The organism is Ktedonobacter robiniae, from assembly GCF_016587375.1.
In the GTDB taxonomy this organism is placed as follows: domain Bacteria; phylum Chloroflexota; class Ktedonobacteria; order Ktedonobacterales; family Ktedonobacteraceae; genus Ktedonobacter; species Ktedonobacter robiniae.
Map to the genome: position 1 here is coordinate 2,193,865 of NZ_BNJG01000002.1, position 25,261 is coordinate 2,219,125.

Below are 25,261 nucleotides of genomic sequence, written 5' to 3' on the forward strand. Positions count from 1 at the left end.
GCGCGATATGTAGAGAAAGAAAACGATGTGGGCCCAGAGCTACGTCAGCTGTCAGCTGACGTAGCTCTGGGCCTGTTCACGTTGAGCACCGAGCAACAATTGAGCAACAGTATCCGTTCATACTCAAGGGCCTACTCTGCCTCACGCAAAAAAACTTGCCGCACCCCTTCTTTAGTAGGGGAGCGGCAAGTTTTTTGCACAACCTCAGCTTGACTTTGTACATTTTTAAAGTTTCTTCTCGAACGAAGCCCTATGGAAGTCGGCGGAATTCGTTTCCTCTCGCGATTTCTCACAGACTCTCCGATGATTTAATGACAGTGATACGAGGCTTGGGCAACAGGTATTGAGCGATGATGCTACTGCCGATGCAGAGAGGAAACCCAATGAGCATCAGCCAGAAACCTGGACCGAACGTGTGCGTCTCGGTGACACGACCACCCCATGTGGAGAAGGACAGGAGAAACATGGAAACAATCAGGAATCCGAGGAAACCAAGAATGGCAAACAAGAGGCTGAGGATGAGCATGACTCGCTTCACTGTACCGAGAAGCCCGGCGAGAAAGGATAACAGCGGAATGAGGATCGCAAGCAAAAGTAGGGTGCTACCGATGATGGTACTACCGAGCATACTCCCAAATGAATCAGTAGAATAGGATGGAGGCTGGTGGAGAAAGGTGATTGCGACAAAGCGAACTGGCAAGAAGAAGCCAATGATCAGGAGCACTGACCCCAGCAGGCCAATCCAATTCACAAGACGGAAGGAAAACCAGTGTGGCATAGGGAACTCCTTTACAGACATTTCTCATTTCGTCGTACATACAATACGCGAAAGACAACACACAATCGCACACGGAGAATAGCAGGCACGCGGATGAAAAAAGCTCAAAGTCGAGCTCTGAGAGACAAGAGGAAAAGATTGGCTGACTATTTTCCTGTCATGCTCGTGCGCTCACTATTTGCAAAAAAAACTTGCCGCACCCCTTTAGTAGCGCGAGTGACGTTTGCATTAGCAGGCTTATTTACCAAAACGTCGTTCGCGCTGATTGTAATCCTTGAGCACCTGGAGAAAGTCTTGTCGGCTTAGCTCTGGCCAGTAAGTTGGGCAGAAAGCATATTCAGTATAAACGCTCTGCCAGAGGAGAAAACCATTCAGGCGTTTCTCACCGCTGGTACGAATAATCAGATCCGGGTCAGGCAATCCAGATGTGTATATATGGCTACTAATCGCCTCCAGGGAGAGAGCATTTGTAGCTTGCGCCAGATTTTTTCCTTGTTCGAGTTGCACCATAAGATGTCTGCGAAAAGCTGTGAGGATCTCCTCTCGCCCGTCATATCCCAGACAGATATTCAAGAGACACTGATCATGCTCTTTTGTCGCTTCTTCAGTGAAATGGATAGCATCTTGAACATCAAGTGGAAGGTGCTGCAATTCCCCCAGAAAGCGTACACGAGTTTGCTTTGCATGCGCATCTGGATGATGGGTAAACTTATCCGATTTCTTTTTCACCAGTTCAAGAATCGTGTCTACTTCTACTCGATCACGCCGAAAATTGTCTAAGGAAAGCCCCCAGGCAGAGACAATTTTGATTCCTAGTTCATGACACCAATGAAGCACTTCCTCAAGTTTCTCTGCCCCCTGAGCATGTCCAAATTGCTTCTGCTTCGTATCCCAAATGTGATGCTTCCTCGCATATCGTCGATTACCATCCATGATCAGTCCCAGATGGCGAGGGACTTGCCATTGATCCTTCTCTGCCTCTAAGCGCTTCAGGGCAAACGAGGAGAAAGAGCGTTTGAATGTAGTATCAAGAGTCGATAATAGCTGCATTATAGACCTCTATCTCATAAGTTTAGAGCGCGCGTCAAGATTCATACGGCAAACTATAGAGTCTGTGTTTGCATAATCCCCAACAGAGAGCGTTCATGCAAGCGTAGACCCTATAATCACTTGTCGCATGCCTCCAAAGGCAGTATAGGAATTTAGCTTCTCATTTGCACGCCCTCAAGTGCAAAATTGAGAGCACGCAGGAACCCTAGAAGCTAGTGTCACGTGTCTTTTGATCTGGATGAGCACGACGCAAAAAACCTTGCCGCACCCGTTCCGGAGGGGTGCGACACATTTTTTTGCATCGTGCTCATCCAGGCACAGGAGGGAGGGCGGATCCTCTCCTCGGCGATTTCACATCGAGAGGCCAATCGCGCTAGTGCAATCTCAGGAGACCTAGTGTGTAAGAGAGCGTTCCTCATCTTCGTTGAACACAGGAACGCTGGCCCTATTGCACAACAGGTCTCTGGAACCTGCACTAGGACGCGATTTTGTGTGTGAACCTCCTGGATTTACCCGCTTCGCGCGATTCTCCCCCTCAATGAAGCTCTCAGCGCGTTGACGCCGCTTGTGGCAGCGGGTTGTTGCTTGACGCTGCCTCACGCAAAAAAAACTTGCCTCGCCCTCCTGCATTATATATTTGAATGTATTAACTGCCATTCTAAATCTACTCAAATGTGCTTATCCACACTCGAATAGCTTCAATTGCTGCACTTGGCCCTCACAGGAAGTCCCCATGACTTCTACGCTGCTTTGGGTCGCCTGCAGCACATCGCACTCAGGACGAGTCTGAGTGTGTGGCCCTCGCCGGGCAAGGAACCTCATCAAGATGTTGTGAGCACTGTTCTCATCTCGATCCATGTCGAGTCCACATTCCGCGCACTGATACATCCTCTTGCGCAGTGGCATGTCTTGCAGATTGCCACAGCCACGACACTGCTTGGACGTGTTGCGCTCATCTAGAAACTGAAGCTCTTTCCCATACAACTGGCATTTATAGCTGAGCATCTGGACAAAGGCATACAAGCCCCAGTCGTTATAGACGGCCCGATTGAGCGTCCTGTTGCGCTCCTGATGCTCTTTCATGACCATCTGCCGTTGAGAAAGATCACCCACGACGACAGTTCTCTCAACCACTCATCGTGCAATGAGATGCGACGCCTTGTGCAGGCTATCGCGCTGTTTGTTGCGCTTCTTCTGCGACACACGCTTGTACACCTTGCTCAGATGAAGATACCGACGCGATTTCTTCTTGCACCTGCTGCGTTTCGAGCGAAGCCGATCCAACTGGTTGTTGTACCAACGCGAGCCTTTGAACCCACCAATGTGATAGAAGCGGCCCCCTTCCGTGACCCCAGTTGCCAGCGTCTTGATGCCCAGATCGAAGGCCACAGTATCACCGTCGTGTTTGGCTTCCTCGGGCTGTCGGTAACTGAAGGAGGCGTAGTAGTTGCCTCGGCCATCGCGACTGATGGCCACCTCTCGAAAGCCTTCGGGAGGCTCTTCGGTGAGGGTGGCACGGATGGCAGGAATGCGTTTGTGCTTGCCCTTGCCCCCTGTGGGCAAGATGAGCGTCTCTCCCTCGAGCGTGAGATATATCACCGGATAACAGAGGGTAAAGAAGCCATGGCGAGGTCGCACGCGGGGAAAGCCTGGCGTTTCGCCATTGGCGAGGCGACGAAAGAAGGCTTGCATAGCCCCATCCAGGCGATAGTAGACTTCGGCAAGTAGCTTGCCATAGACCTGATTGAGTTCAGGATCATAGGCACGGCTCTCAGCCAGGGTTTTCTTGCAGGCGTTGAAGCGCCACGTCTCTCCGTCTCGCAGTTTCATCACCCACCAATTGTAGAGGCCTCTGCATTTTGCTTGCATGAACTCAAGGGTCGCCGCATCTTGCTCGCTGAGATCCAGTTTGATCTTTTTGCACAGGATCATGAAGACCTCCTTTCCTTTCACCCCCATCTCTCCTGATGAGGCGTGTCTCCATCACCAGAGCACTTGCCAGATGGTTCCAAGGAGCAGCGTTGCTGCAATGCGCAACGCCTCAGGTTCCACTAGATCGAGCGCATCAGCCGGGGTATGGATTTTTGCGCATCCAACGCTCAGCCCAACGGCAGGGAACCCCGCCTGGAGGAAGGCGCGCTGATCGGAGGCGATATTGCCCACCACCAGAGGAATGTCGAGCCAGCGTCCCGCCTGGTCAAGCGCTTGCAACAGAGACTCGGTCTGTGCTCCAGGCTCGACCCAGACCGCATCAGTGAGGCACGCAGCACCATCGAGATTGAGCATCAGTGGCGCTTTCCCCTGGGCTTTGAGCTCAGACACCAGCGCGCGTGAGCCTTGGATGCCTACTTCCTCGGCATCAAATGCGACCACCACCAGCGGTCGTCGTAGTGGCGTATCTAGCTGTGCGAGGACGCGCGCCAGTTCCAGCAGGACCGCGACCGCTGCCGCGTTATCCGTTGCTCCTGGAAAGTGAAGGCCACCCAGGTCATCGCCAAGAGCATCATAATGCGCTCCGATGACCAGAGGCGCATCAGCAAATTTGCCCTCTGTGCCACCACGTTCGGCGAGAACATTGCATCCCTGCGCCTGACGGGCAACGAGAGGCACACGTGCGCGCACCCGCGTGCCTGCCAGCGTGGGCAGCAGATCCGCCCGCACCGAGAGCACGGGAAGAGCCACCGCAGAGCCTGCCAAGATCCGTTTGACGAGATAGCCATCAGCCGTCGCATATAAGGGAGTGAGCAGACCAATGGCACCATGCTCTGCCAACTGCGCAGCCAGCGTCGTCAACGCCTCTCCCTGCGGAACCGCGTCAAGGAGCACCCACTTCCCCTGGCACGCATCCAGCAAGCCATCTTCAGGCAACACGGTGACCGAGCCTTCAAATAAGCTGGGATGGGAGGCGGAACGGGGATGCTCACCAAACTCCGTGCGATGGGCAAAGACACGTGCCACTGAGCCGTCAGGAGTCATCTGTTCCAGCAGGAGTGGTGCTTCAAGTTCGAGAGCCGGGGAGGTGAGAGCGAACTCCTGGGTACGCACCTTCCTCCCAAACGCTTGCAGGGTTTCAACCAGGTAGCGCGTCGCCTGGGCATGCCCTTCTGTTCCCACACGTCTGCCCACAAAGGCGGGAGCACACAAACGACGTGTGTGCTCCATCATATGTGTTGGATCAAGAAGCGCCAGGGCCGCCATGAGTTCCGATGGAATGGTGTCAACGGCAGGCATGCTGCTTCTCCTTTAGGTCAATGGGTGGCCTTAGTAACATTGGGACTGTCCAACAGAGGACGTGATTGCTGACGCTTGAACAGATTCGCCGCAACACCCACCGGCCACTTCGCTCGACACAGGAGTCGCGGCTGGTTCACTACAGCATCCACCTGTTGCTTTGCTCGACACGGATGCACTGGCTGGCTCACCACAGCAGCCTCCCGTTGCCGTAGAGGCAGCTATGCCTTGCGTTGCAGGTTCGCCGCAACAGCCCACTTGTTGCCTGATCAGTGGTGTCACAACAGCCGCTTTGCTGTACCGGGAGCGCTACGCGGGCTGAGACGTCTGGAAGTCCTTGAAAAAAACCCCCTTTTGGGGTTGCCCCTGATGAATGTGCCATACTACAGTGTTCCTTTCTTGAAATAGTCATTGCTTCTCTCTTCATTGTGAAGAGGGATTCTCTCCCTTTGAGAGCTTCATCTGTGTAGACCTCTGTTGTGCCTAAGAGATTGCACTGAGCGAGCAAACAAAGAGCGAGAGAGGACAAACACATTCATGCAAGGAGCCACCTTCTGGAGCAGGCTGCGAACCTGCTCCAGAAGGTCTTTCTCACGCTTCATGCTCAGAGAGATATCCTGCACGAGCATAACAAGCTTGAAAGCAGGATCTATCAGGTTGCGCGCAATCTTATCACAGGAAAGCACCTGCAATTGTATCTGTCGGGAACTGGTGAAGCAACGTGGAGGGAATAACGCCGCAGGGGCAGCAGCGCAGGACAAGGAAGATCATTCTCTCTCGTCCAGGCTGCTGCCCCTGCTCATGCCCACTTAATCAGTCCGATCTCCGGGAGGAGATCCACTGAGTGGACAGGAATCCGGCGGTGAAGATAGCGCTCTGCGCCATGGACAGCACCGCCAGGCTGTCCTCTGGCGAAGTGGCAAGCTTCGCCACGAGGCTGCCTACCGCGCTCCCACTGAGCGAGGTAAGGACCTCTACAAGCAGCATCTTGTACACCTTATCGCTCCAGGTATTTGTAACCGCGGGCGATTGCATAGACACCCACGGCCACTTGCCAGTGGTCCTCCTTTCAGGGACGGCAGATCCCAGAATCGCGCTCAGCGAGTAACTGCCAACCATGATGAGAATGGGACCTACCGATAGAATCCACGACAAGGCAAACCACCTGGCAACCCCCCTGGCCAGGAGCGCGACGGTAACGCTGAGGAGCAACAGCCCACTCAGAATAGCGACGCTATAGATGACCCGCTTGCGCAGCTTCATCTGCAGTGTCGCCTTGCCGACTCTTCCGTCCGCGCTCCCCTCGTGTGTTGGAGCGTTTGCGCCCTTGTGCGGCGGGTGAGCGTGCCAGACTTCTGCGAAAGACGCAACGCCTCCCAAAACAGCCTGCACCAGATTCTGCGCAGTCTCGTATCCTGCTGCGCCTGCACCCGGCACCCACGCTCGGTACGCGTTTGCGCACCACAGGCCTATTCCACTTGCCGCTACAGCGAGTGGAATAGGCCATCCCATCATAAGCCCAGCTCTCGTTCGCCAGTTCTGCCTAATAGACAGGCTGGCCAGCTTCGACCAGGGCCAGTAGCCATAAATCCGTCGCGGACTGATTCCTGCGACGACGATGGCACCACCAGCATAATTGGCGGCCTGCACAATCACCGGGGCAGAAAATACCAGCATCCTCGCCCACTCATTTCCCTGCATGAACAAGGAAACGGTGATCAGGACGTATGCTGCAACACACACACTAAAGACGACCTGCGGCCAGTAGTTCACCATCTGCCGCATGAATCCATTCCTACCCACTCCAACCCCTCTCAGGTTGGTCGTCAGATGTACTCGATGTACTCTATGTAGTTGTTATACTTGCCTCTAACTCCTTTCGTACCGTTTCTCGATTTTTCTTGACGCATTCAGTAAGCTTGAATGTGCACGTAAGGTCGGTGATCTTATATAGACCAGCAACAACCCACAGTACGGATACTTATTGTCCATCATAATCCTATGCGCCACAGGCTCGGCCATCTATGTCGAAGACACAGTTCAGCGACAAAAGCCAGGCTGCAATATGGCATAATGTTCATGGAATCCGTACTCGTTAATGCATTAATGTTAACTAAATTGATCAAATTTGTCAATAATATCTGGGGATAAATCTCCTATGTGGACTGCTTGCTGATACAATGGCTCAGTGAGCGGGTACAGCGCACATTCGCGCAGGTAGGTGCCGGCCCAGTCGAGGATTTTGGCCGTCTCAGGCAGTAACAGCTGATGCTGCTTGATCAGCAAGTCGCAAGCCTGCACTTGCTCGAGATAGCGCTGACACAGGGGCCAGGAGGCGACCTCCTCTGGTTCGCGGATCAAAGAGCGTTACCTATCAGACCTGTGTGTGACCAAACGGCTGTTTCAGATCGTGCAGATCATTGGCCTGGCGACCTGCGGCCGGCTCGGCGCGTGTCACCGATCATCTAGTACTACAGCACCACTTAGCGAGGTATATATGTTATGAAGTGACTTCTTAGGCTCCTTCTTTGTAGAAGACTTATAATGTGGCAGTGAGCCTGTGGAGCCACCCCACGTTTTAAGTGGTGCTGTAGTACTAGAGTCTGTTATGAACAGAAAGCGCAGTGACTCATCAAGAGAATAAAGTGATGAAGCATGATGACAGCAAACGCCAGCAAGTGAAGACCAACCAGCGTCTCAGGCAAGCGTTCATAATCGCGAGCCAGGCGACGAAAATGTGTCATCCAGGCAAAGCTGCGTTCCACGACCCATCGACGTGGCAAGAGCACAAAACCGCGCATGGCCTCAGGCAGCTTGGCCACCTCCAAGCGTATTCCCTGCTCTTGGGCTGCCTACTCCCACGTGATGTGCAACGAGCTAAGGAAGGCAAAAAAGACAGCCTGTCATGCAGTTTGAAGAAGCTTTACGTTCGCTCACCAGAAATCGTCAGGAGAGGATGCACAGAGCAGCAAAGAGGTCATAGCGTGAGAGATAGGTGAGAGCAATCGAGGACGAGAGCTTTGTTTCACAAAAGCGAGATTGAGCTACACTCAAGCGATGCGGAGACCGAGAGCAACGGCAAAGGCGTCTGGTATCCCGAAGAGCTTGATCGAGACATCTGGAGCGGCTGATCTACGAGCGTTGCGTGCCAAACGTTGCTCCCAGGAGAGACGATAGTGAGCTCGCTCGGCACGGGAAAGCAGTAGAACTGACGGAGATTGAGTCGTTGGAGCCGTTTCAGTGAGTTCTACATCGACGCGTTGGTGGCGCAGGAGCTTCACTACCTCTCGCCGATGAAAGCATCGCTGCCAGTCTCCCCAAAGGATCGGATGAGAAGCCGATGGAGGGGATGCTTCTTCTGGTGCAGGAGAGGACTCACTTGAGCCCGAGGAACGTGAAGGGAGAGGCCAATAGACGGCACTGACCCGTCGCGCTTTGATGGTGGTCGCTGATTCTTGACACTGCTCGCTCAGCGAACACGCTCGACAATGGCCGATCCGTGCGGCATAGAGGATCCGTAACGAGCCATTGCGCTCTAGTCTGCGCTCTTGTGCATACAGGGGCTGCCCAGCGGGACAGCGCAGGGTCCCATCGGGCTGTAAAGAGAAGTCGGCTCCGGCAAATCCTTTCGTGTACGATTGGCGGGCCCACTGTGGTGGCCCATAGATGACGGGAGCTGCTTCAGAAGGCTGAGGGACCAGAGCAGGTGAGACCGACGCCTCTTCCTGCGCTGATGCCGGAGCAAATTCCGTCGTGCGCATAGCCGTGGGGTGCAGCGCATGCCCCAATTCGAGTCGGATATTCCAGACCCATTGGGCAAGGATGAGCCAGAACTCCTGGCCCCAGGCGGTATGCGAGCACCAGCGGTCTGGCTCTTGCTCCTTGTCTTCATCTGAGAGCACGGTTTCAAACGCGCCACGATGCAAATACAAAGCGACCACATCAGCAGGCGTGAACGAGCCTCTCGGCAAAACCGTGTAGAACAGCTCGTAGACCTGCTCATCACGCGCGGTGCCGATTTTTACTGGCGAATTTGTCGCCGGACGCGTAGCGATGATGACCCGCGTGCGCGGTCCGGCTGGAGAAAGAGTGAGATCAGGGAAGTCAAAGAGGGACCTGCAGGTTCCTGTCTCGGGATGGGTGGTCTGCTGATTTGGTAGTTGAGCTAGGCGAGCTTGCACCTGAGGAAGATTGAGTAGATCGTAATCCTTGCCCCGCATGACGTAGGCGAGTCCAGCCAGATCGGCGACAATGGCCCCATTGCCATATTGCCCATCCAGGCGGACCACGGCCTGACCAGGCTGGAGAGACTGGGCTTGCAGATACGCACTGATCGCTTTCACCGCCTGCCGCAACTCACCTCGGTAATCCCCGTTGCCTGCGCCTGATGCACCCGAAAACGTGCCGACCCATTGATGTGTATGGGCTTGCAGCACAGTCGTCCGGGTCCTCACCATCTCTCCCCGCTTGCGCCCGAGGTAGCCTGGCGCACAGACCTCATCCAATCGGCGCTGTGCTGGTGGGAGATCGGGGGTGGATGGTAAGGCACGCTGACGCGCAGCTTGTCGTGTGCCATCCACATCAAAGATTAGCCAATGCCTTCCTTGCCGATCCCACAGCCCCCCCGTTTTTTCTTCCTTCTCCAGAGGTCGAGCGAACAGGTCTTCCAGGAACAGCATGCGCAACGCCTCAACGGATGCTTGATCTAGCGCGGCGAGAAAGCGACTGAGCGTTGAGCGATGAGGGAGGCGTTCCCGCCCGAACAGAGCCATGAACGGCTGAGCAAAAGGCTGCAACCGCTCGTAGAACGCTTCCAACGTGCGTTCGCCACTGATGGCATAACCCAGTAGTACGACCGCGAAGTCAATCAAGTCGTAATGGCCGAACCGACGCCGGGCGAGGCGCACGCGCTCTTCAATAGCTGAGAGTACGCTCAGGTGCCGAAGGTGCTGCGCAATCACGGTCACTTCCCCGAACCATGATGGGGTCGAAGGCACCGACAGGGAGGTGGTTTGGATAGTAAGGGGAAAAGAGGTGATACTGGTCATGAGTCCTCCTTCTCACGGACGCGCAAATAGACACAAAAAAAGCAGCTAGTGAAGATCAGAGATGCCCCGGCATCTCATCGGCTCACGCGTGCTTGCTCCATTTAAAGGACTCGAATCTCTCCTTGCCTTCCTTCACGAGCCAGACATCGAAAGGCATCAGATCAGGGTGCAGTTTGCATAGCGCTGGAATATCTGGCAGGTCACCCCCTCCCTCGTTGATACGATCGAGGGCTCGCGCGAAGTCTGCGTTTTGCTGGCGAATGGTTTCGATGGGAAGCTGGACGTAGGGAATGGATCGTCCAGTAGCACGGGAGATTTCGGCAGCGATCCGTGACAGCGTCAGCACATCTCCTGCGATCTCGATTGTTTTCCCGATGTAGGTGTTCGGATGATCGAACGCGAGTGCGGCGAAGGCGCCGATATCATCTACAGCGATCAGTGGCAAGGCCACATCCGATTTGATCGCGCTGGCGAGTCTGCCCTGCGAGACACCGAAAGGTGGGCCAACAAACAGGTCCATGAACATGGCGGGACGCAGAATGGTCGCTGGCAGGTTGTGTTTCTGGAGATACTGTTCAAGCTGCCATTTGTTGACATTGGTGCCATGGTGGAAAAGACGTTCTGCTCCGATTACTGACGAATAGACGAAGTGCTGGACGCCGACAGCCTGCGCTGCGTCGACAACATTCTTGCCCTGGCGGGCCTCGTCGTCGCCGATGGGCAGGACACAGAAGACTCCGTAGACGTCCTGCATAGCTTCCTCCAACAAAGCGCGGTCATCAGCATCCCCCTGGATGACTTCTGCGCCTGCCCGACGCAACACCTGCACGGCAAGCTGGTTGGGGTCACGGGAGAATGCCCTGACGCGCCAGCCTTTTGCCAGCAGATGACGGGTGGTTGCGCCACCCTGCTGACCAGTTGCCCCCAGGACGAACACCGTTTTTTGCAAAGGAGCCATCGTTTTTCCTCTTTTTCTTGTTGTGTTGACTTTCATGTGGTATGAGAGCTACCTTGATAACGTTGCGGTTTACCAGTTCTCTCGCTTGTCGGGAGTATACTTGATTTGCTACAATGAATGCAAATCATATTGACCATATCCTTATGAAAGATAACCATATGAATTTCTCGCAACTCCAGTGTTTTGTCACGCTCGTCGAAACCGGAAGTTTTACCGAAGCGGCCTACACGCTTGGCCTGACCCAATCGACGGTCAGTCATGCCCTCTCGGCCCTTGAACATGAATTAGGCGTGACCCTCCTTGAGCGCAACCGCAAAGGCGTGGTGGCACTAACCAACCCCGGACAAAAGATCCTTCTCCATACACGTGCACTCCTGGCACAAGCCGAAGCCATCGAACAAGAAGCAAAGGCTGCACACGGTGAAACGTCGGGAAAACTGCGACTGGGCACGACGCTCTCCCTCTGCCCAGACGTGCTCGCCAGCGTTCTAACTCGTTTTCGCGCCTCGTATCCTCACATGGAAGTGGTGCTCTTTGAAGGGATGTTGCAAGAAGTCTACAAGTGGATTGAGAGCGACATCATTGATGTCGGATTTGTGCTCCTGCCAGCATCTGGGATCGAGAGTACGCTGATTACAACAGACGAACTGTGTGTGCTCGTTCCGACTGGGCATCGTCTGCACGCGAAGACTGTCGTGTCTCCTGGTGAGCTGCGTGACGAAGGATTGATCATGGCAAAGAGCGAGTGCTCATTTCAGATGATGGAAAGGGCTGGTCTGGAGTGTCGCCGTAGCAGGCCACCTCTGCGCTATCAGGCCAGCGATAGCACCACGATCCTGGCAATGGTTCGTGAGGGACTCGGCATCACACTCATTCCACGTATGATGCTCCCGAAAAAGCTTGAGGGAGTAGTCGCTCTGCCACTTGATCCCCCTCAACCATTACAAATCGGACTTGCTGTCAGGTCGCAGGAAATGGCCTCCAGAGGAGCAACGTTGTTTGTCCAAACGGCATTGGCCTGGGCACAAGAGCAAACATCGTTGCCTCTTCGCGCATGTTGAGCGGCGAGACGATACACATTTTTGCCCCTTTCCCTCTCTTTCTATGACTTCGTTGCGCATCACGTGGGCTGCTCTGCCTGCTCACTGGTGTAGCCCTCCCTGGCCAACAAAGGCGACCTCAACATGCTGGTCTGTCACTTCTTGAACACCTGCTGCCAGTTTATCAACCTGGGCTCGATCCTGCTCGTCAGCAGGAGTGACCAACTGCGTCAGCAGATGACCCAGGGTATCGACGGCCAGGTGAATTTTACTGCCTTTGCGTCGCTTGACCCCATCGTAGCCAGCTCGATGCCCGCTTTCAGGACTCGATTGCAGCGTTGGGCTGTCAAAGATGGCCGCCGAGGGCTGCTCCTGACGTCCCTCGGCCAAGCGCAAGAGGGCGGGCAGGTCGTGGACAAAGGCCTCAAAGACGCCAAATCTCTCGCCAGCGCTGCGTTTGCTGATAGACGGCTGCCCAGGGCGGCAAGTCGTGAGGCATCATACGCCATTGGGCTCCGGTGCGCACGATCCAGCGCAAGCCGTTGAAGACCTCACGCAGGTCGTGCTCCCGTTGGGGCGCATCTTCGGTCATCAACGTCAAGTAGCGGTAGGCTCCCAGTTCTGGATTTTCTGCCAGCTTTTTGACCTCGTTCATGGCCTTGAGATCCGTCTTGAGGGCGCGTCGATGGCGCGTGTGAGATTTGTCTTCTAGGCCAGCAAATTGCTCTTCGATCCAGCGTTTCAGAGTCGCATGCACGGTCTGCCGCGAGGTCTCCAGGTAGCCTGCAATCGAAGCGATGGTCCATCCCTCTGCATGGAGCTGGACGATGACCCTCCGGGGGTGAACAGGATCGTCGATCTCGGTAAAATGAGGGAATCGGCGCGTCATTCGCTGTGGCTTGGGGCCAGTTGCCAGGATCAGCTTGAGGGTATGTGGCGAGGGTTTCCGTCCAAACTGAGTGTAGCAAATGGAAGCAATCTCGTGCAAGGAGAGATCTGGATAGTCAGCGTGGGCATCCACGATGGCCTGACGGACGGGAGGCGGAAGCGACCGTTTATCCTGTTTCGGCACCGGTGGCGGTGGTTCTGGGGGCAAAAGACTTGCCATCCCAGCCTGGTCGAAGAGATTGGCTTTGTAATAGATTGTGCGCTGCGACATACTCGTTTCGGCGGCGCGCTCTCTGGGCGTCTGCCCCCAAAGGAGCACGGGGCGCAAAATTTCATAGTGGATCTGCGCGCTGTCTTTGAGCACGGCTGAATTTGCTGCCAGTCATGCGTTGGTTCCCGGCGCTCGTTTCTTTGCCTGAGCATAGAGACTCCTTCGGGGAAAAACACCGTGGGACGCGAATCATCTCTCCTGCCAGTAATCCTACCCAATTTGAGGGCAGCGCGCAAGGTTTTTGCAATCGGTACTGCACATATTTGTCAATGCTCATTTGTCTAAGTTTGGTGAAACTAGCCCGCGCTCAATACCGACGGTCACCGCTGAGACGCGCGAATCCACGCCAAGTTTTGTATAGATGCTCGTGAGATGGGAACTGACAGTACGGATACTGATACCAAGCCGTGCGGCGATCTCCTTGCTGCGTTCGCCGCGTGCTACTGCTTGTAACACCTCGCACTCCCGTTCGGTCAATATGCCCTCTTTATCCCCCTCAGCGCCTGACAATGGCGGGTTAGGCGTATCAGTGGTGTGAGCCAGAATGCGGGCCATGATTTCTGGCTGAAGGAGCATATCACCGCGAGCCGCCGCGCGAATAGCGTGAAACAATGTCTCGCGGTTGGTATCCTTGAGCAAATAGCCGCATGCGCCTGCCCGCAGCCCGCGCAGCAGCAAATCGTCTTCGTTATAGGTGGTCAGGATCACGACAGCAATATGCGGCCAGCGTTCTCGTATCCGGGTAATTGCTTCCAGACCGTCCATACCGGGCATACGCAGATCCATCAGCACGACATCTGGCTGAAGCTCTTCAACCACACGCACAGCTGTGGCTCCATCCTCTGCGTCGCCGAGCATGGTAAAGCCTTTGCCTGCGATTTCCAGCATCATGCGTAGCCCTTCGCGCACGACGAGGTGATCGTCAACGACCACAATGCGAATGGTATCCTGTATTTCGTTCATGACTTGAGCGGCAGGATACCTCTCTTTTCAGGGCTGTCTTTGCTCCACATGGAAAAGCGATGAAAGAGAGGTTGCAGCGGAAGCGGCTTGTCAGGCCTGAGCCTTCAAGCATATAGTTGTCAACTCTTCTTTTTCCGATAGCTTCTTTAGCCACCTTGCCAAATCACTTTGAAATTTGTGAAGAAAAAACGGCCTGAAGGGGCGGGTATTCTACCATTCCTCCTTTCGATGCAACAAACAAAGCCCTCTGGATTCTTTTTAACAACTTGGAACTGGCGCTGGCATGGATATGTATCTCATATGTCCAGCCAGGGATTTCTGGCTGGACATTCAAGGCTCTTGCAAGCCTCCTCCCTCAGTCAGGAGTCATTGACAAGCACACGTTCTCGCTTTGACTTACTCCCCATGCCTGAAGGACATGGGTTTTACGGGATGTGTCTGATAAGGAAGGTAGAGGCGCACGGTTGTACCCTGACCCGGTTCACTATTGATCAGGAGATGCCCGTTCATCAGGCGCGCTCGTTCCCGTAGCCCCAGCAGGCCATAATGCCCGGTTTTGACCTGTTCGGGGTCAAAGCCAATCCCATTATCTTCTATATCAAAGGTGATCCCCCCATTCTCAACGCTTGATCGTATCCAGGCTTGGCTCGCCTGGGAGTGACGCGCGATATTGGTCAACCCCTCGCTGGCCATACGCAAAAAATGTTTATGATAGTCGCCTGGCAACACCGCTTGTAGGCAGCAGGTGCAGGCGATACCGGTCGAATGTGCGAAATGCTGCGCCTCGGCCTCGATGGCTGTGAGAATATCGTTGGTGGAGGCGGGCTCTGTGCGTAGATCTGTGATGATGGCACGCGCGCTGGTAATGGTGGCTCGCGACCGCGTCATTGCCTGTCGCACAATGGTCAGTGCCTGCTCATACCCTTGCTCGATGAGAAGTGAATCGATGGTTTCTAACTGCATCGTCAGGCCAACGAGCCCCTGGGCCAGGGTATCATGCAGTTCGCGTGCCATGCGCTGGCATGTTCGAGGGGAAAGGGGCACAGTGATGGATTTCTCCATGAGTCTTTTTGGCCTCTCCGCGACAACACAGGCCCTGCTACTTGCTGTCTTAGTAGGGGGATGTTTACTAATGCTTGCAGGGGTGAGTGTGAACAACCCGTTGCTGTGGCGGATGGGCGTGCGTAATATTGTGCGTCACCGTGCTCAGACGCTCACCATGCTCTCTGGCTTGCTACTCTCTTCCATGTTTCTCACCATCTCTTTGGCTTACCAGATAGTCTCTCTCACTCATTGGTGGCTGACCGCCTGCTAAAAGTTGGTGATGTTGACGAGTCTGTCAGCAGCCACTTTACGCAAGCTCAGATTGATAGCGCCCTCACCCAGATTAGACAGCAAGCGGGGGTGCAGGCAGCTACAGCGGTCTACCTGAGGCCCCTGGGAGTGGATTTTCGTGTACAGCGAACGGGCACTCTCCAGACCAATCAGTATATTCTGGGGGTCCCGCCTGACTTTGAACACACCTATGGTTCTTTACACAATAGCCAGGGGCAGACGGTGTCTAGCGCGAGCTTACGCTCTGGCGAAGTATTGCTCAGTCGTTCAGTCGCAAGGTCATTGGATATCAAGCCGGGCGATCACATACAGCTAACCATGCATGGGCAGAATGGGACGTTAAATGCTCTCGTGCGAGACATTCTCTCGAACGACCCAGTCATGACGGGGGGCGAACTTGCTGCTAATGGGTCCTATCCAGAAATACTCCTTCCTCTGGAGATGCTCCAGCAATTTAGTCTGCACTCTACCCATCAATCTCTGCCCCCCAATCTCATCTGTATCAAGAATGTTGGTGGTCCGGGGAGCAGCCAGGCCGTTCTCACCTTCTTAGAACGGTACTTTCACACACCAACGGATACACACGGGCGGCTTCCTGTCACTTTTAATAGTACAATCATTCACCCTCTCAACCCAAAGTTTGTAGAGTACACTGGCGGGAACCCGGTCGCGAACAAAGGCGATTTCTTGACAACGTCGGCTGGCCGACAGGTTGATCTGTTCCTGCCTGTCTGTACGGGTCTGTTAATCAGTATGGGCCTCTTGCTTCTGGTCTTGTTGTGCCTGTTCCTGGCGGCGGATCGACGGATGGAGCTAGGTATGGCGCGAGCCATCGGTTTGCAGAGGCACCACCTGGTCCAGGCCCTGCTGATTGAATGTTGTGGCTATAGCTTGCTGGCTGTCGTCCCAGGTGTGCTGCTTGGCCTGGGTGCCCTGAAACTTGAATTATTAACGCTCTCTACGCTCCCCTCTTTAAGTTTCACCTCTAGTGCGGGATTTCCACTTCAGCTCTGGATAAACTGGCAGAGCGTACTGATGGTACTGTGTGTCGGTGTGCTGACGACGCTCATCATGACCTGGTTAACTGGCATCTGGATCAGCCATGGCAATATTGTCACCACGATCCGTAATTTGGATGACCCTCATCGCCAGGTGAGCCTCAAGGATCTTCTGAGCGAACTAAAAACCGCGCCAGCCCTGACACGGCGTGGTGTCATTCTCCTGCGGTTGCTCCGAGCGTTCTTCATGCGCGGTCCGCTCTGTCTCCTGGTGGGTTACCTGGTGCTGCGATTGGGGCAAATCCTGGTTGTAGGCTGGCTGGAACAACTAGGTGTGGGTGTGCTGATTGGTGGCGGGGGGCTGTTTCTCACCTGGTTAAGTACTGTCTTCCGCTTTCCAGTAGCACTTGCCCGCTGGCTTGGCCGAATGCTTGTTGGCCTGGGCTGGCTACTGTATGGCCTTCAGACCGGGGCCGGGACGCTGCTCTTCGTTTTTAGCACCACATTGCCGCCTAGTGGCCAGCTCAACAATGAGGAGCTTTTACTTGGTCTCCTATTCAGTCTACTTATGCCGCTGATTGGCCTGGTTGTGCTGGTACTTAGCAACAGCGACGGCCTGGCAAACGCGTTGCATATGCTCCTTCGGCAAGTGCCTGCCCTGGCACCGATAAGCCGTACAAGCCTCTCCTATCCACTGACATTTCGCTTCCGTACTGGTGTCGCTGTCTCCCTGCTCAGCCTGGTGCTGTTCCTGGTCATGCTCATCATGACCAACAATTTTGGTATTGGGCAGCAGCTGGTGGACACGTCCTCCAGCTCATCCGATGCACTGTTTATCGCCGCACAAAATGCCTACACGATGAGCATTACACGGTTTCTCATATCGTACCTGGTCATCGGGATCTTGTTTGGCGCGGTTTCGATTGGCGTCATCGCTATTCGTGCCGTAGCAGAGCGGCGGCAGCAGATCGGTATGCTACGTGCGCTTGGCTTCTCACGAATATTGGTGCGGCGCTCATTCTTGCTGGAGACGAGTTTTATCGTGACATTGAGCCTGCTCATTGGCACGACCCTGACCTGGTGGCTGGTCTCGCAGATTGCTTACGCCACCTCGAAAGATTTCTCAGTCCCGCTGCTTCCAACGCTTGACCTCTTGTTGGGATGCTACCTGGTGTCTTTCGTTTGCACCGTTGTTCCTGCTCAACAAGCTTCTGGCATCATCCCCGCCGAAGCGTTGCGCTATGAAGACTAAAGAAACATGTGATAGAGCAAGAGAAGGAGGAACGGATGCTGAACAAGGATGAGCATCACACGAGCCTGCTCCAGCACAAGCCGCTGCGACAACAGAAATTGCGCCTCGCGCCCTTTCTGCTCCTGCTGGGAGGGATGGTTATTCTGAGCGCGCTACTCCTGCTCGGCTGGCAGGTATATACCACGAACAATGCCTCTTCGAGCACTAATTCAAACACAGGCCAGAGATCAGCACAAGATGATAGCCCTACCCAGAACCCCTGGGATGAGTATCCTGATGTGTACTGGCAGACACTGAGAGCGCAGGTTGCTCAGAGATTGCATATGAGCGAGCAGCAAATACAGGACAATTTGCACGCAACGCTTCTTGCAAATGTCACTGCCGATGGTAAAAAGAATGGCATTAGTTCAGCCAATGCTGCGAAATGGATGAACGATCTTGCCAGCGCACATGGCATTTCACAGACGCAGCTCCATACGATAAAGATTACTGCGATTCGAGAGGCTCACAAAGTCCTGGTAAATCGGCATATTTTGACGCAGCAGCAGGCAGACGAGAATATGCGCATGATGAATCAGGATGACTTGAACTTTCATATGGTGGAAGCATTTTCTGGAGGAGATGATTCTAATGGTCAAAAGAAATGAAAAGCCGGAGCGTGAAGGGAGAGAGACAGGAGTGTCTCTCCCCGGCAGGCAATGGTGGCGGCGCGACAGTGTCACACTGGTGCGCCTGCTGATAGCGGTAGTGTTGATCGTAGCAGGCTTCTGGTATCTCACATGGCGAGCGGCACCTCCCACCGTGTTTGGCCTCGCATCGTGCGATGCTGGACCTGCACCATTCGCGCCAAATATAACCCCGGCTGCCAGCAGTGTACACACCATAAAACAGGCATACAACTGTATTCTCGATAGATATCCAGGAGCCCTCGATTCCCAGAGGCTTCTCCAGTATGCGATGATCGGTATGGTCAACTACCTTGTGCAAAAGCACCAGGATCAACGCAATGCTGTCTTGCCCGCGCTGACTGGCGATCGTCAGAAGGACTGGCAGGCGTTTGAGCAGGCGTACAAGGCGATGACCGCGCATCGTTCGTTCAACCAGCGTGAATGTGTTGCTGCGGCGATTACAGAGATGGTGAACGGTTTGCATGACAACCATGCCTACTACCAGCCAGCCTTGGCAGGCGGGAACCCCACTGGTAATGTGCAACCCGGCACCCGAATCGGGCTGGGCATTCACCTTAGCTTCGAGCCCGACCAGCTTGTGCATGCCTTGCCTCCACTCTATATTCTACAGGTTGATCCGGGCAGCCCTGCAGAGAAGGCTGGGGTGCGTCCTGGTGATACCATCGTCACTGTCAATGGGCTCCCTCTCTTTATCGGTCAACAACCAGTGCAGCAGGCAATACTCCAGCTCTTTGCTTTGGCGCCCGTACAACTTCAGGTGCGGCATCCTGGATCTGATGAGATCAAAAGCGTGCATCTGGCTCCTGCCGCATTCCCAGTGGCTCCTCTCGTCTCTAAACGGATGCTGCCTGGGAACATCCTCTATGTGCATTTCACCGAGTTTGAGAGAGGTGTCTATGAGCAGATCCACAGCGCCGTGCAAGAGGCGGGAGCACAACTCAAGGGCCTGGTTCTCGATCTGCGGGGGAATGGTGGGGGAGATGTAGAGGAACAGAGGCGTGTGATCAGTCTATTTGCCCACAATCAGATCATTGCTTCCTTTGTTGACAAACAAGGGCAACGTACAGATCAGAGGACAGATGAGAGTATACCCCTGCTCCACGTTCAGCTCGCTGCACTCATTGATCGAGGCTGCGCTTCTGCCTGTGATGCGACCGCTATGGATATTCGTGATCTTCACCTAGGACGTCTGGTGGGAGAAAGAACGGCGGGAGTGGTCTCTGGACCCTCTAGCGGTTTCTTTCTTGATGATGGGAGCCTCGTGGTCGTGCCTGTTTCATTCATGCAAGGGCCGGCTGGTGAGATCATCGATGGCATTGGCGTACCACCTGACGATGAAGTGCGCCCCACACAGACAGATCTGGCTACAGGCCGTGATCCTGTCCTTGAGAAAGCCTCCAAGGCTTTCTAACATGTGGTACATACTCTCTAGTTGTTCCTGGAATAAAGCGGTACTGCCGTCTGGCAGTACCGCGCTCCTGTGCGATGGCACCACTGGCGCAGAAGCCAGTGACGCAAATCCAGAAGGAACGGATGCATTAAGGCTCAAATAACATTTTGTTCTTCCTCTCTATTTGTACATTTTACTCCGTAGAACTCGTCAGTTGTTCGAGTCGCTCAACATAGTCGGCCAGTACAGCAAAGGTGGCCTCGATTGGCTCAGGTGTGCGCAGATCGACGCCTGCCTGCTGAAGGACATCCAGCGGATAACGAGCGTTGCCAGTGCGCAAAAATGCAAGGTAGCGTTCAACCGCTTGAGGCTGGGAGGCGAGAATTGAACGCGCCAGGGCGTTCGCAGCAGCGATACCTGTTGTGTACTGGAAGACGTAGAAGTTCGCATACAAATGGCCAAAGGTAGCCCAGGTAATGCCATCACGCGCGGCATCCACTTCAACCTCACTGCCGTAGCCCTCCGCCAGGAAGTCAGCAAAAAGGCCATTGAGAACATCGGCGGTCAGGGCCTTGCCGCGCTCCACACGCTCATACATTTCCAACTCAAGGCGGGCCAGCAGGGGCATGATAAAGTAATAACGGTGGAAATTGTTCATGGCCTCATCCAGCAGCCCAATCTGGAAATCGCGCTCAGGGCGCGTGCGCAACAGATGCGCCCGTACCATTGCCTGGTGAAAGTTTGAAGCAGTCTCAGCCACAAACATCGAATAATCGCTGTATACAAGCGGCTGCGTCTGCCAGGTCAGATAGGAATGCATCGAGTGCCCAAGTTCGTGCGCCAGGGTGCTCATGCCTTTCAGAGAGTCATCATAGCTCATGAAGATAAAAGGATGTGTCCCCGGACAGCCAGAGGAGAATGCCCCAAGGCGTTTACCCTGATTGGGATAGATATCCACCCAGCGTTCTTGCAGACAGCCCCGGCGCAGAATCTGCACATACTCATCACCGAGCGGCTGAAGTCCTTCAGCAATCCAATCGACCGCCTGTGTATAGGGCAGAGCAGGCAGTTCCGTGGTCAACGGCGAATAGAGATCGTAGGTATGCAGAGTTTTATATCCCAACACGCGTCGCCGCAGTGCCCAGTAGCGATGCCAGGTGGGGAGGTTCCGACGAAAGGCCTGGATGACGTTGTCATAGACCTCAACGGGGATATTGTCAATCGCGAGCCGCGCTTCCAGGGCGGAGCGATAGCCATGCGCGCGCGCGAAAAAGAGATACTGCTTAATCCCGCCCTCCAGGTTGCTGGCCAGTGTCTTTTTGAAAGCGAGATAGCCATCATGGTAATTTTCCCAGGCGGTGCGGCGCGTCTCGCGGTCAGCGCTGGACCAAAGTGCGACAGTTGTGCCCTGAGCGACCGGGTACTCCTCGCCAGTACTCGATTTTGCGGGCTGAAAGCGCATCTCGGCGCTGGTCAGAGATCTCATAACGCTCTGTGTCGTCGCAAAGGGATCGTTGAGCGCGCCCAATAGCTCTTCAACTTCAGGTGAGCGCACATGGGCCTGCAAGCGCAAAAGATCCTCTAAATAATGAGTATACGCAGCCAGGCGTGAGTCTGAGCTGGCCCACTGCGAGAGCTTTTCTGCGCCATTCGCCAGAAGCTCTGGTTTGATAAAGGCCAGTGCCGCGCTCACCTGCCCATTGAGCGTCGCTGCCCTGCTGATCAGAGCTGCCGCCTCTTCATTGCTGGTATCGACGCTCGTCAAAAGCTCGGCATACATAGATAACTTCTGGACACGCACGATGACCTGAAAGAATGCATCGAGCGCCTCGGCCAAGATCGCGGGACCATTCAGCTTACCATGATACTTTTCAAAGGCCGGCAATTCCGCTTGCACCAGCTGATATTCAGTTTCCCAGGCTGCGATATTGGGAAATACACTGGCAACGTCCCAGGTATCCTCCTGGCGTTGCGCGCTACGTGGGGGAAGAGTAGTCTTTGGCATTTTGGTCTGTTACCTTTCTGTCTGTAGAATTGACCCGAAAAAATGGGTCTTCCGCAACTTTCGTACTCAGCTGAAGTATATGCATCCTGAACTTTTTTTGGAGCACAACACCGGTTCTGTCAGAACTGAGTACACAGAAACGTATCAAAGTTCTATGAAATGCTGGCTCCTGCTTGTCTCTTGCTACGAGGCAGCTTGTCGCAGAACGTGCAAGGCGACAAACCGATTGAGAAAAACCCGTCGCTGTTCGGAAAGTGAGATCGTTTCTCCCATGAAGCGGTGCGGACGGAGAGAATGTGGTAATTCGCCAAAGGCATAACCGAAACGTGCTGCCGCTTCAAATGTTCCAAAGCCACGCATGGGATAGTATCGTTGCTTGATATCACGATGATCTTGTTCCAACCGGTTATTAAGATCCTTATTCGTTCGATGCTGGACATGGTTGCCCATCAGTCGTCACGTGGTCGGGAGCATGACCAACCACAGCAACTGCCTGCTTGAAAAACCGCTTCGCCGCCTCCATGTTCCGCTTCCCGCTCAACATGGAATCAACGAGATTCTCCTCATGGTCGATCGCCCGATACAGATAGCACCACTTCCCATGCACTTGTTGGAAACAGGTTGGCATTTGAGAAAGAAGAAGGTTGTATACCCAAGTTTCGTTTTCTTTGCTCGCTCCTTGGTGCTCGTGGCAGTACAATGAGGGCAGTTCATGAGTGACGTTCCTCGTTCCGTCAGAGTGCTGAGATCAGCATACCAGAAAGAGAACCCCTGTGCCAAGATTGTGTTTGAGTTCTGACAGAACCAGTGGATACTCCTCTGTGCGACTCTCTCGAAGAAGACTGCGACAGGGGCACGAGGGCACTTGGTACTTCTGCTCTTGCCCTACAATTGAAGGGTCAGCATGACTTTGAGGTCTTCATTCAATCGTTTCACGGTTCCCGCTGGAAGGGGCCGGTATCTGTCTAATGCCGCCTTCTTTTGTTGGATACGGGAGGCCAGCCTCGCCCCCATTGTTGGCTTTTGCTGCCTGCTCATTGTATTTTTTGCCCCCTTCATCTCGTACGAAGACTATACAACGAACATCAAAAAGAACGTTTTCCGTTGTATGGATTTGCTTACTTTCCTCTTCTTTGCATACAAAGGATATATGGAAATAGTGTTAACCGTTGTATGATTTTTCGGATGTAGGACCTGTGGTCGCGTATGCGGTGAGGTCTTATCTCATGAGCAATCCCTACGCTATTGTCGAGTCTATTGAAGATCTTCTCACCTCAATTGGGCCAGACTCATCTCTCACCTATGGAAGTACATGTGAGGATGAAAGGAACGGCTCCGGGCGGCTCTCCAACTGGCGTTGGAGAAAAGCCAGCTTGTCGGGATTCAACAGGGTATGTAGTCCAACGATGACATGGTCGCGGATATCGAGCGTCTGTACCCAGTTGAGATGCCCGTCGCTCCAGGATAAAATCGCGGGTGCGCCATTGATCTCTTCTATAAAAAGCACGTTGTCTGCGGGCACTCGGTGCATCAAGGCGAAAATAAAGCGCTTGGCAACCAACTCCTGGCCAGAAATGGGGTACAGCCTCGCGCGAACCTTGCCACCACCATCAGCCCAAGCCGTGACATCGCTGGCCAACAGTTTCGTCAGGATCGCAAGGTCGCCAGATTTGCAGGCCGCAACAAAGGACTCGGTGAGTTGGCGCTGATTGGCGGAATCGACAGAGACACGGTGGTGTTTCTCCGCGACGTGGCTTTTGGCGCGATGAAAGAGCTGACGACAATTTTCCGGAGTTTTCTCAATGATCTCGGCGATTTCCGCGAAGGAGTAATCAAACACCTCATGGAGAAGGAAGACGGCGCGTTCTGGGGGCGTTAACGCCTCTAGGAGCACGAGAAAGGCCAGTGAAATGGTCTCTTGCTGCTCATAGTTTTCCTCTAACGACTCACCCTCAGGAAGATCAGTGAGGATAGGCTCAGGGAGCCAAACCCCAATATATTCTTCACGCTGCGCGTGGGCGGATTTCAGATAGTTGAGGCTGAGATTAGTGACAATCGTGGTGAGATACGCTTTGGGCGATTGAATGGCGGCCCGATCTGTCTGTTGGTAGCGCAGGTAGGCATCCTGAACAATATCTTCAGCTTGGCTAGCATAGCCAGTCATACGATAGGCAATGGAGAAGAGGAGGGGTTGATAGGTTTGGATTTGATCCATAGAGTTTTTCCGCAAGCGCTCCTTAAGATAGTCGATTTTTCTCTTTTATCATACGTTAGCGCAAGCGTCTTCCGCAATTTTTGCCGTGACGAAAAAAGGCGCCGCTTTGTTGTCACGTTTTTGTGGACTCACTTGTCTCCATTCCAGAAAGCACTTAAAAAGCAATCACGCAAAAAACGAAAGAAATAATAAAGAGGAGCGAAACATGAATATTTTTATAACAGGAGCAACTGGTGTGTTAGGCAAAACCCTTGTCCCCAAATTAGTCGCCGCAGGGCATACGGTTTCGGCGATGAGCCGCACTGTTGAGAACGATGATCGCTTGCGACGTGCAGGGGCACATCCGGTGCGAGTGGACCTCTTTGATGTTGAGGCACTCAAGCAGGCGCTGGCTGGTCACGAAGCCATCTACCATCTGGCGACAAAAATCCCATCCTCCGCGGCGCAGATGGGGCGGAGTTCGGCCTGGCTAGAGAATGATCGCCTGCGCCGTGACGGAGCACGCAATCTTGTCGAGGCCGCGCTGGCCGTGGGCACAGTCCAGACGATCATGTATCCCAGCTTCGATTTTCTTTACCCAAGCAGTGGCGATACCTGGTTGGATGCCCAAACGACCCCTGTCAAGACGGCGACCCTTCTCTCAACCGTCGAGGCGGAGGAGGCCGTGACACGCTTCGCAGAAAGCGATCCGACCAGGCAGCGCCGAGGGATCTCGCTGCGGTTGGGCAGTTTTTACGGGCCGGAAGCGCCTTCAAGCTGGGTAATGCTGGACTACGCGCGCAAAGGGATTGGTGCTTTTCCTGGTGCACGTGCTGGCTATCTCCCACAAATCTGGTTGCAGGATGCCATCAGTGCTCTGCTGCTCGCGTTGACGGAACCGGTGCCTTCCGGCGTCTATGACATTGTCGATGATGAGCCTGTGACGCGCGCTGAGATGTACACTATCCTTGCTCACGCTGTCGGTCGCAAACGTCTGCTGGTCCTGCCAGATCTGCTAATGCGTCTGGTGACGGGGGCCAAGTATGCCGATACCAGCCGCAGTCTACGCATCTCCAATCGGTTGTTCAAAGCAGTCAGTAGCTGGCAACCCACCGTCCCCAATGCGCGTATAGGTTGGGATCTGATGGCACAGGCGCAGAACAAGTAGGAG

Annotated in this window: 18 protein-coding genes and 5 pseudogenes; 6 read left to right on the forward strand and 17 right to left on the reverse strand. The window is 54.2% G+C overall.

The annotated features are described in order from the left end of the window. Positions 1 to 289: 289 nt before the first annotated feature. The 9 genes and pseudogenes from JMJ04_RS30475 to JMJ04_RS30515 all read right to left on the reverse strand — a co-directional run bounded on the left by JMJ04_RS30475 (position 290) and on the right by JMJ04_RS30515 (position 11,065). On the reverse strand, positions 290 to 778 hold the full coding sequence (locus JMJ04_RS30475; RefSeq protein WP_201374120.1) for a hypothetical protein: 489 nt from the start codon (positions 776 to 778) through the stop codon (positions 290 to 292). Between the two features lie 237 nt (positions 779 to 1,015). Further along, the gene (gene uppS, locus JMJ04_RS30480) at positions 1,016 to 1,828 is read right to left on the reverse strand and encodes a polyprenyl diphosphate synthase (RefSeq protein ID WP_201374121.1); all 813 of its coding nucleotides are present in this window, start codon (positions 1,826 to 1,828) and stop codon (positions 1,016 to 1,018) included. Positions 1,829 to 2,506: 678 nt separating this feature from the next. Continuing rightward, positions 2,507 to 3,760: pseudogene (locus tag JMJ04_RS30485) on the reverse strand (RNA-guided endonuclease InsQ/TnpB family protein). A 51-nt stretch (positions 3,761 to 3,811) separates the two neighbouring features. Beyond that, entirely contained in the window at positions 3,812 to 5,059 is a 1,248-nt protein-coding gene (locus JMJ04_RS30490; RefSeq protein ID WP_201374122.1) for a M28 family metallopeptidase, read from the reverse strand. An 813-nt stretch (positions 5,060 to 5,872) separates the two neighbouring features. Continuing rightward, positions 5,873 to 6,844, reverse strand: a complete 972-nt coding sequence (locus JMJ04_RS30495; protein WP_201374123.1) for a hypothetical protein — start codon at positions 6,842 to 6,844, stop codon at positions 5,873 to 5,875. A 324-nt stretch (positions 6,845 to 7,168) separates the two neighbouring features. Beyond that, positions 7,169 to 7,420, reverse strand: a complete 252-nt coding sequence (locus JMJ04_RS30500; protein ID WP_201374124.1) for a hypothetical protein — start codon at positions 7,418 to 7,420, stop codon at positions 7,169 to 7,171. A gap of 245 nt (positions 7,421 to 7,665) precedes the next feature. Next, positions 7,666 to 7,911, reverse strand: a pseudogene (locus tag JMJ04_RS30505) (transposase); the annotation flags it as partial. Between the two features lie 198 nt (positions 7,912 to 8,109). After that, positions 8,110 to 10,107: a hypothetical protein gene (locus JMJ04_RS30510; RefSeq protein ID WP_201374125.1), complete on the reverse strand. Its 1,998-nt coding sequence runs from the start codon at positions 10,105 to 10,107 to the stop codon at positions 8,110 to 8,112. An 82-nt stretch (positions 10,108 to 10,189) separates the two neighbouring features. Beyond that, positions 10,190 to 11,065 carry an NmrA/HSCARG family protein gene (locus tag JMJ04_RS30515; RefSeq protein ID WP_201374126.1) on the reverse strand — a complete coding sequence of 292 codons (876 nt, stop codon included), beginning with the start codon at positions 11,063 to 11,065 and terminating at the stop codon, positions 10,190 to 10,192. Positions 11,066 to 11,223: 158 nt separating this feature from the next. On the opposite strand from JMJ04_RS30515, the gene JMJ04_RS30520 reads away from it, so the two are divergent. Then, the gene (locus tag JMJ04_RS30520; protein WP_201374127.1) at positions 11,224 to 12,126 is read left to right on the forward strand and encodes a LysR family transcriptional regulator; all 903 of its coding nucleotides are present in this window, start codon (positions 11,224 to 11,226) and stop codon (positions 12,124 to 12,126) included. A 96-nt stretch (positions 12,127 to 12,222) separates the two neighbouring features. Here the strand turns inward: JMJ04_RS30520 and JMJ04_RS47120 are convergent. From JMJ04_RS47120 to JMJ04_RS30540, 4 genes and pseudogenes are all read right to left on the reverse strand, one after another. Then, positions 12,223 to 12,760: pseudogene (locus tag JMJ04_RS47120) on the reverse strand (IS5 family transposase); the annotation flags it as partial. Between the two features lie 36 nt (positions 12,761 to 12,796). Next, positions 12,797 to 13,264, reverse strand: a pseudogene (locus tag JMJ04_RS48445) (helix-turn-helix domain-containing protein); the annotation flags it as partial. 273 nt (positions 13,265 to 13,537) lie between these two features. Continuing rightward, positions 13,538 to 14,227 carry a response regulator transcription factor gene (locus JMJ04_RS30535; protein ID WP_201374130.1) on the reverse strand — a complete coding sequence of 230 codons (690 nt, stop codon included), beginning with the start codon at positions 14,225 to 14,227 and terminating at the stop codon, positions 13,538 to 13,540. Positions 14,228 to 14,623: 396 nt separating this feature from the next. Further along, positions 14,624 to 15,289, reverse strand: coding sequence for a sensor histidine kinase (locus JMJ04_RS30540; RefSeq protein WP_201374131.1), 666 nt, complete (start codon positions 15,287 to 15,289; stop codon positions 14,624 to 14,626). Between JMJ04_RS30540 and JMJ04_RS47130 the strand changes: the two genes are divergently transcribed. From JMJ04_RS47130 to JMJ04_RS30555, 4 genes are read left to right on the forward strand one after another with little or no spacing between them, the layout of a single operon-like run. After that, positions 15,288 to 15,542: a hypothetical protein gene (locus tag JMJ04_RS47130; protein ID WP_236038533.1), complete on the forward strand. Its 255-nt coding sequence runs from the start codon at positions 15,288 to 15,290 to the stop codon at positions 15,540 to 15,542. The genes JMJ04_RS30540 and JMJ04_RS47130 overlap by 2 nt on opposite strands. Beyond that, the gene (locus JMJ04_RS30545) at positions 15,524 to 17,812 is read left to right on the forward strand and encodes an ABC transporter permease (RefSeq protein ID WP_236038534.1); all 2,289 of its coding nucleotides are present in this window, start codon (positions 15,524 to 15,526) and stop codon (positions 17,810 to 17,812) included. The genes JMJ04_RS47130 and JMJ04_RS30545 overlap by 19 nt, the downstream gene beginning before the upstream one ends. A gap of 35 nt (positions 17,813 to 17,847) precedes the next feature. Continuing rightward, positions 17,848 to 18,459, forward strand: coding sequence for a hypothetical protein (locus tag JMJ04_RS30550; RefSeq protein WP_201374132.1), 612 nt, complete (start codon positions 17,848 to 17,850; stop codon positions 18,457 to 18,459). Continuing rightward, positions 18,443 to 19,912 (forward strand): S41 family peptidase, encoded by a 1,470-nt coding sequence (locus tag JMJ04_RS30555; RefSeq protein ID WP_201374133.1) that lies wholly within the window; start codon positions 18,443 to 18,445, stop codon positions 19,910 to 19,912. The genes JMJ04_RS30550 and JMJ04_RS30555 overlap by 17 nt, the downstream gene beginning before the upstream one ends. Before the next feature lie 172 nt (positions 19,913 to 20,084). Here JMJ04_RS30555 and pepF read toward each other — a convergent pair whose 3' ends face one another. From pepF to JMJ04_RS30575, 4 genes and pseudogenes are all read right to left on the reverse strand, one after another. After that, positions 20,085 to 21,896 (reverse strand): oligoendopeptidase F, encoded by a 1,812-nt coding sequence (gene pepF / locus JMJ04_RS30560; RefSeq protein WP_201374134.1) that lies wholly within the window; start codon positions 21,894 to 21,896, stop codon positions 20,085 to 20,087. Positions 21,897 to 22,079: 183 nt separating this feature from the next. Then, positions 22,080 to 22,506 (reverse strand): annotated as a pseudogene (locus JMJ04_RS30565) (DDE-type integrase/transposase/recombinase); the annotation flags it as partial. A gap of 275 nt (positions 22,507 to 22,781) precedes the next feature. Then, entirely contained in the window at positions 22,782 to 22,934 is a 153-nt protein-coding gene (locus JMJ04_RS30570) for a hypothetical protein (protein ID WP_201374135.1), read from the reverse strand. A 262-nt stretch (positions 22,935 to 23,196) separates the two neighbouring features. Next, positions 23,197 to 24,111, reverse strand: a complete 915-nt coding sequence (locus JMJ04_RS30575; RefSeq protein WP_201374136.1) for an RNA polymerase sigma-70 factor — start codon at positions 24,109 to 24,111, stop codon at positions 23,197 to 23,199. Positions 24,112 to 24,316: 205 nt separating this feature from the next. On the opposite strand from JMJ04_RS30575, the gene JMJ04_RS30580 reads away from it, so the two are divergent. After that, positions 24,317 to 25,258: an NAD-dependent epimerase/dehydratase family protein gene (locus tag JMJ04_RS30580; RefSeq protein WP_201374137.1), complete on the forward strand. Its 942-nt coding sequence runs from the start codon at positions 24,317 to 24,319 to the stop codon at positions 25,256 to 25,258. The last annotated feature ends 3 nt before the right edge of the window (positions 25,259 to 25,261 follow it).

Coding starts and splice junctions, on each gene's coding strand:
- JMJ04_RS30490 (WP_201374122.1), bottom strand. CDS start 5,059: ATGCCTGCCGTTGACACCATTCCATCGGAACTCATGGCGGCCCTGGCG.
- JMJ04_RS30550 (WP_201374132.1), top strand. CDS start 17,848: ATGCTGAACAAGGATGAGCATCACACGAGCCTGCTCCAGCACAAGCCG.
- JMJ04_RS30475 (WP_201374120.1), bottom strand. CDS start 778: ATGCCACACTGGTTTTCCTTCCGTCTTGTGAATTGGATTGGCCTGCTG.
- uppS (WP_201374121.1), bottom strand. CDS start 1,828: ATGCAGCTATTATCGACTCTTGATACTACATTCAAACGCTCTTTCTCC.
- JMJ04_RS30555 (WP_201374133.1), top strand. CDS start 18,443: ATGGTCAAAAGAAATGAAAAGCCGGAGCGTGAAGGGAGAGAGACAGGA.
- JMJ04_RS30510 (WP_201374125.1), bottom strand. CDS start 10,107: ATGACCAGTATCACCTCTTTTCCCCTTACTATCCAAACCACCTCCCTG.
- JMJ04_RS30495 (WP_201374123.1), bottom strand. CDS start 6,844: ATGCGGCAGATGGTGAACTACTGGCCGCAGGTCGTCTTTAGTGTGTGT.
- JMJ04_RS30540 (WP_201374131.1), bottom strand. CDS start 15,289: ATGGAGAAATCCATCACTGTGCCCCTTTCCCCTCGAACATGCCAGCGC.
- JMJ04_RS47130 (WP_236038533.1), top strand. CDS start 15,288: ATGAGTCTTTTTGGCCTCTCCGCGACAACACAGGCCCTGCTACTTGCT.
- JMJ04_RS30515 (WP_201374126.1), bottom strand. CDS start 11,065: ATGGCTCCTTTGCAAAAAACGGTGTTCGTCCTGGGGGCAACTGGTCAG.
- JMJ04_RS30535 (WP_201374130.1), bottom strand. CDS start 14,227: ATGAACGAAATACAGGATACCATTCGCATTGTGGTCGTTGACGATCAC.
- pepF (WP_201374134.1), bottom strand. CDS start 21,896: ATGCCAAAGACTACTCTTCCCCCACGTAGCGCGCAACGCCAGGAGGAT.
- JMJ04_RS30570 (WP_201374135.1), bottom strand. CDS start 22,934: ATGAGCAGGCAGCAAAAGCCAACAATGGGGGCGAGGCTGGCCTCCCGT.
- JMJ04_RS30520 (WP_201374127.1), top strand. CDS start 11,224: ATGAATTTCTCGCAACTCCAGTGTTTTGTCACGCTCGTCGAAACCGGA.
- JMJ04_RS30575 (WP_201374136.1), bottom strand. CDS start 24,111: ATGGATCAAATCCAAACCTATCAACCCCTCCTCTTCTCCATTGCCTAT.
- JMJ04_RS30580 (WP_201374137.1), top strand. CDS start 24,317: ATGAATATTTTTATAACAGGAGCAACTGGTGTGTTAGGCAAAACCCTT.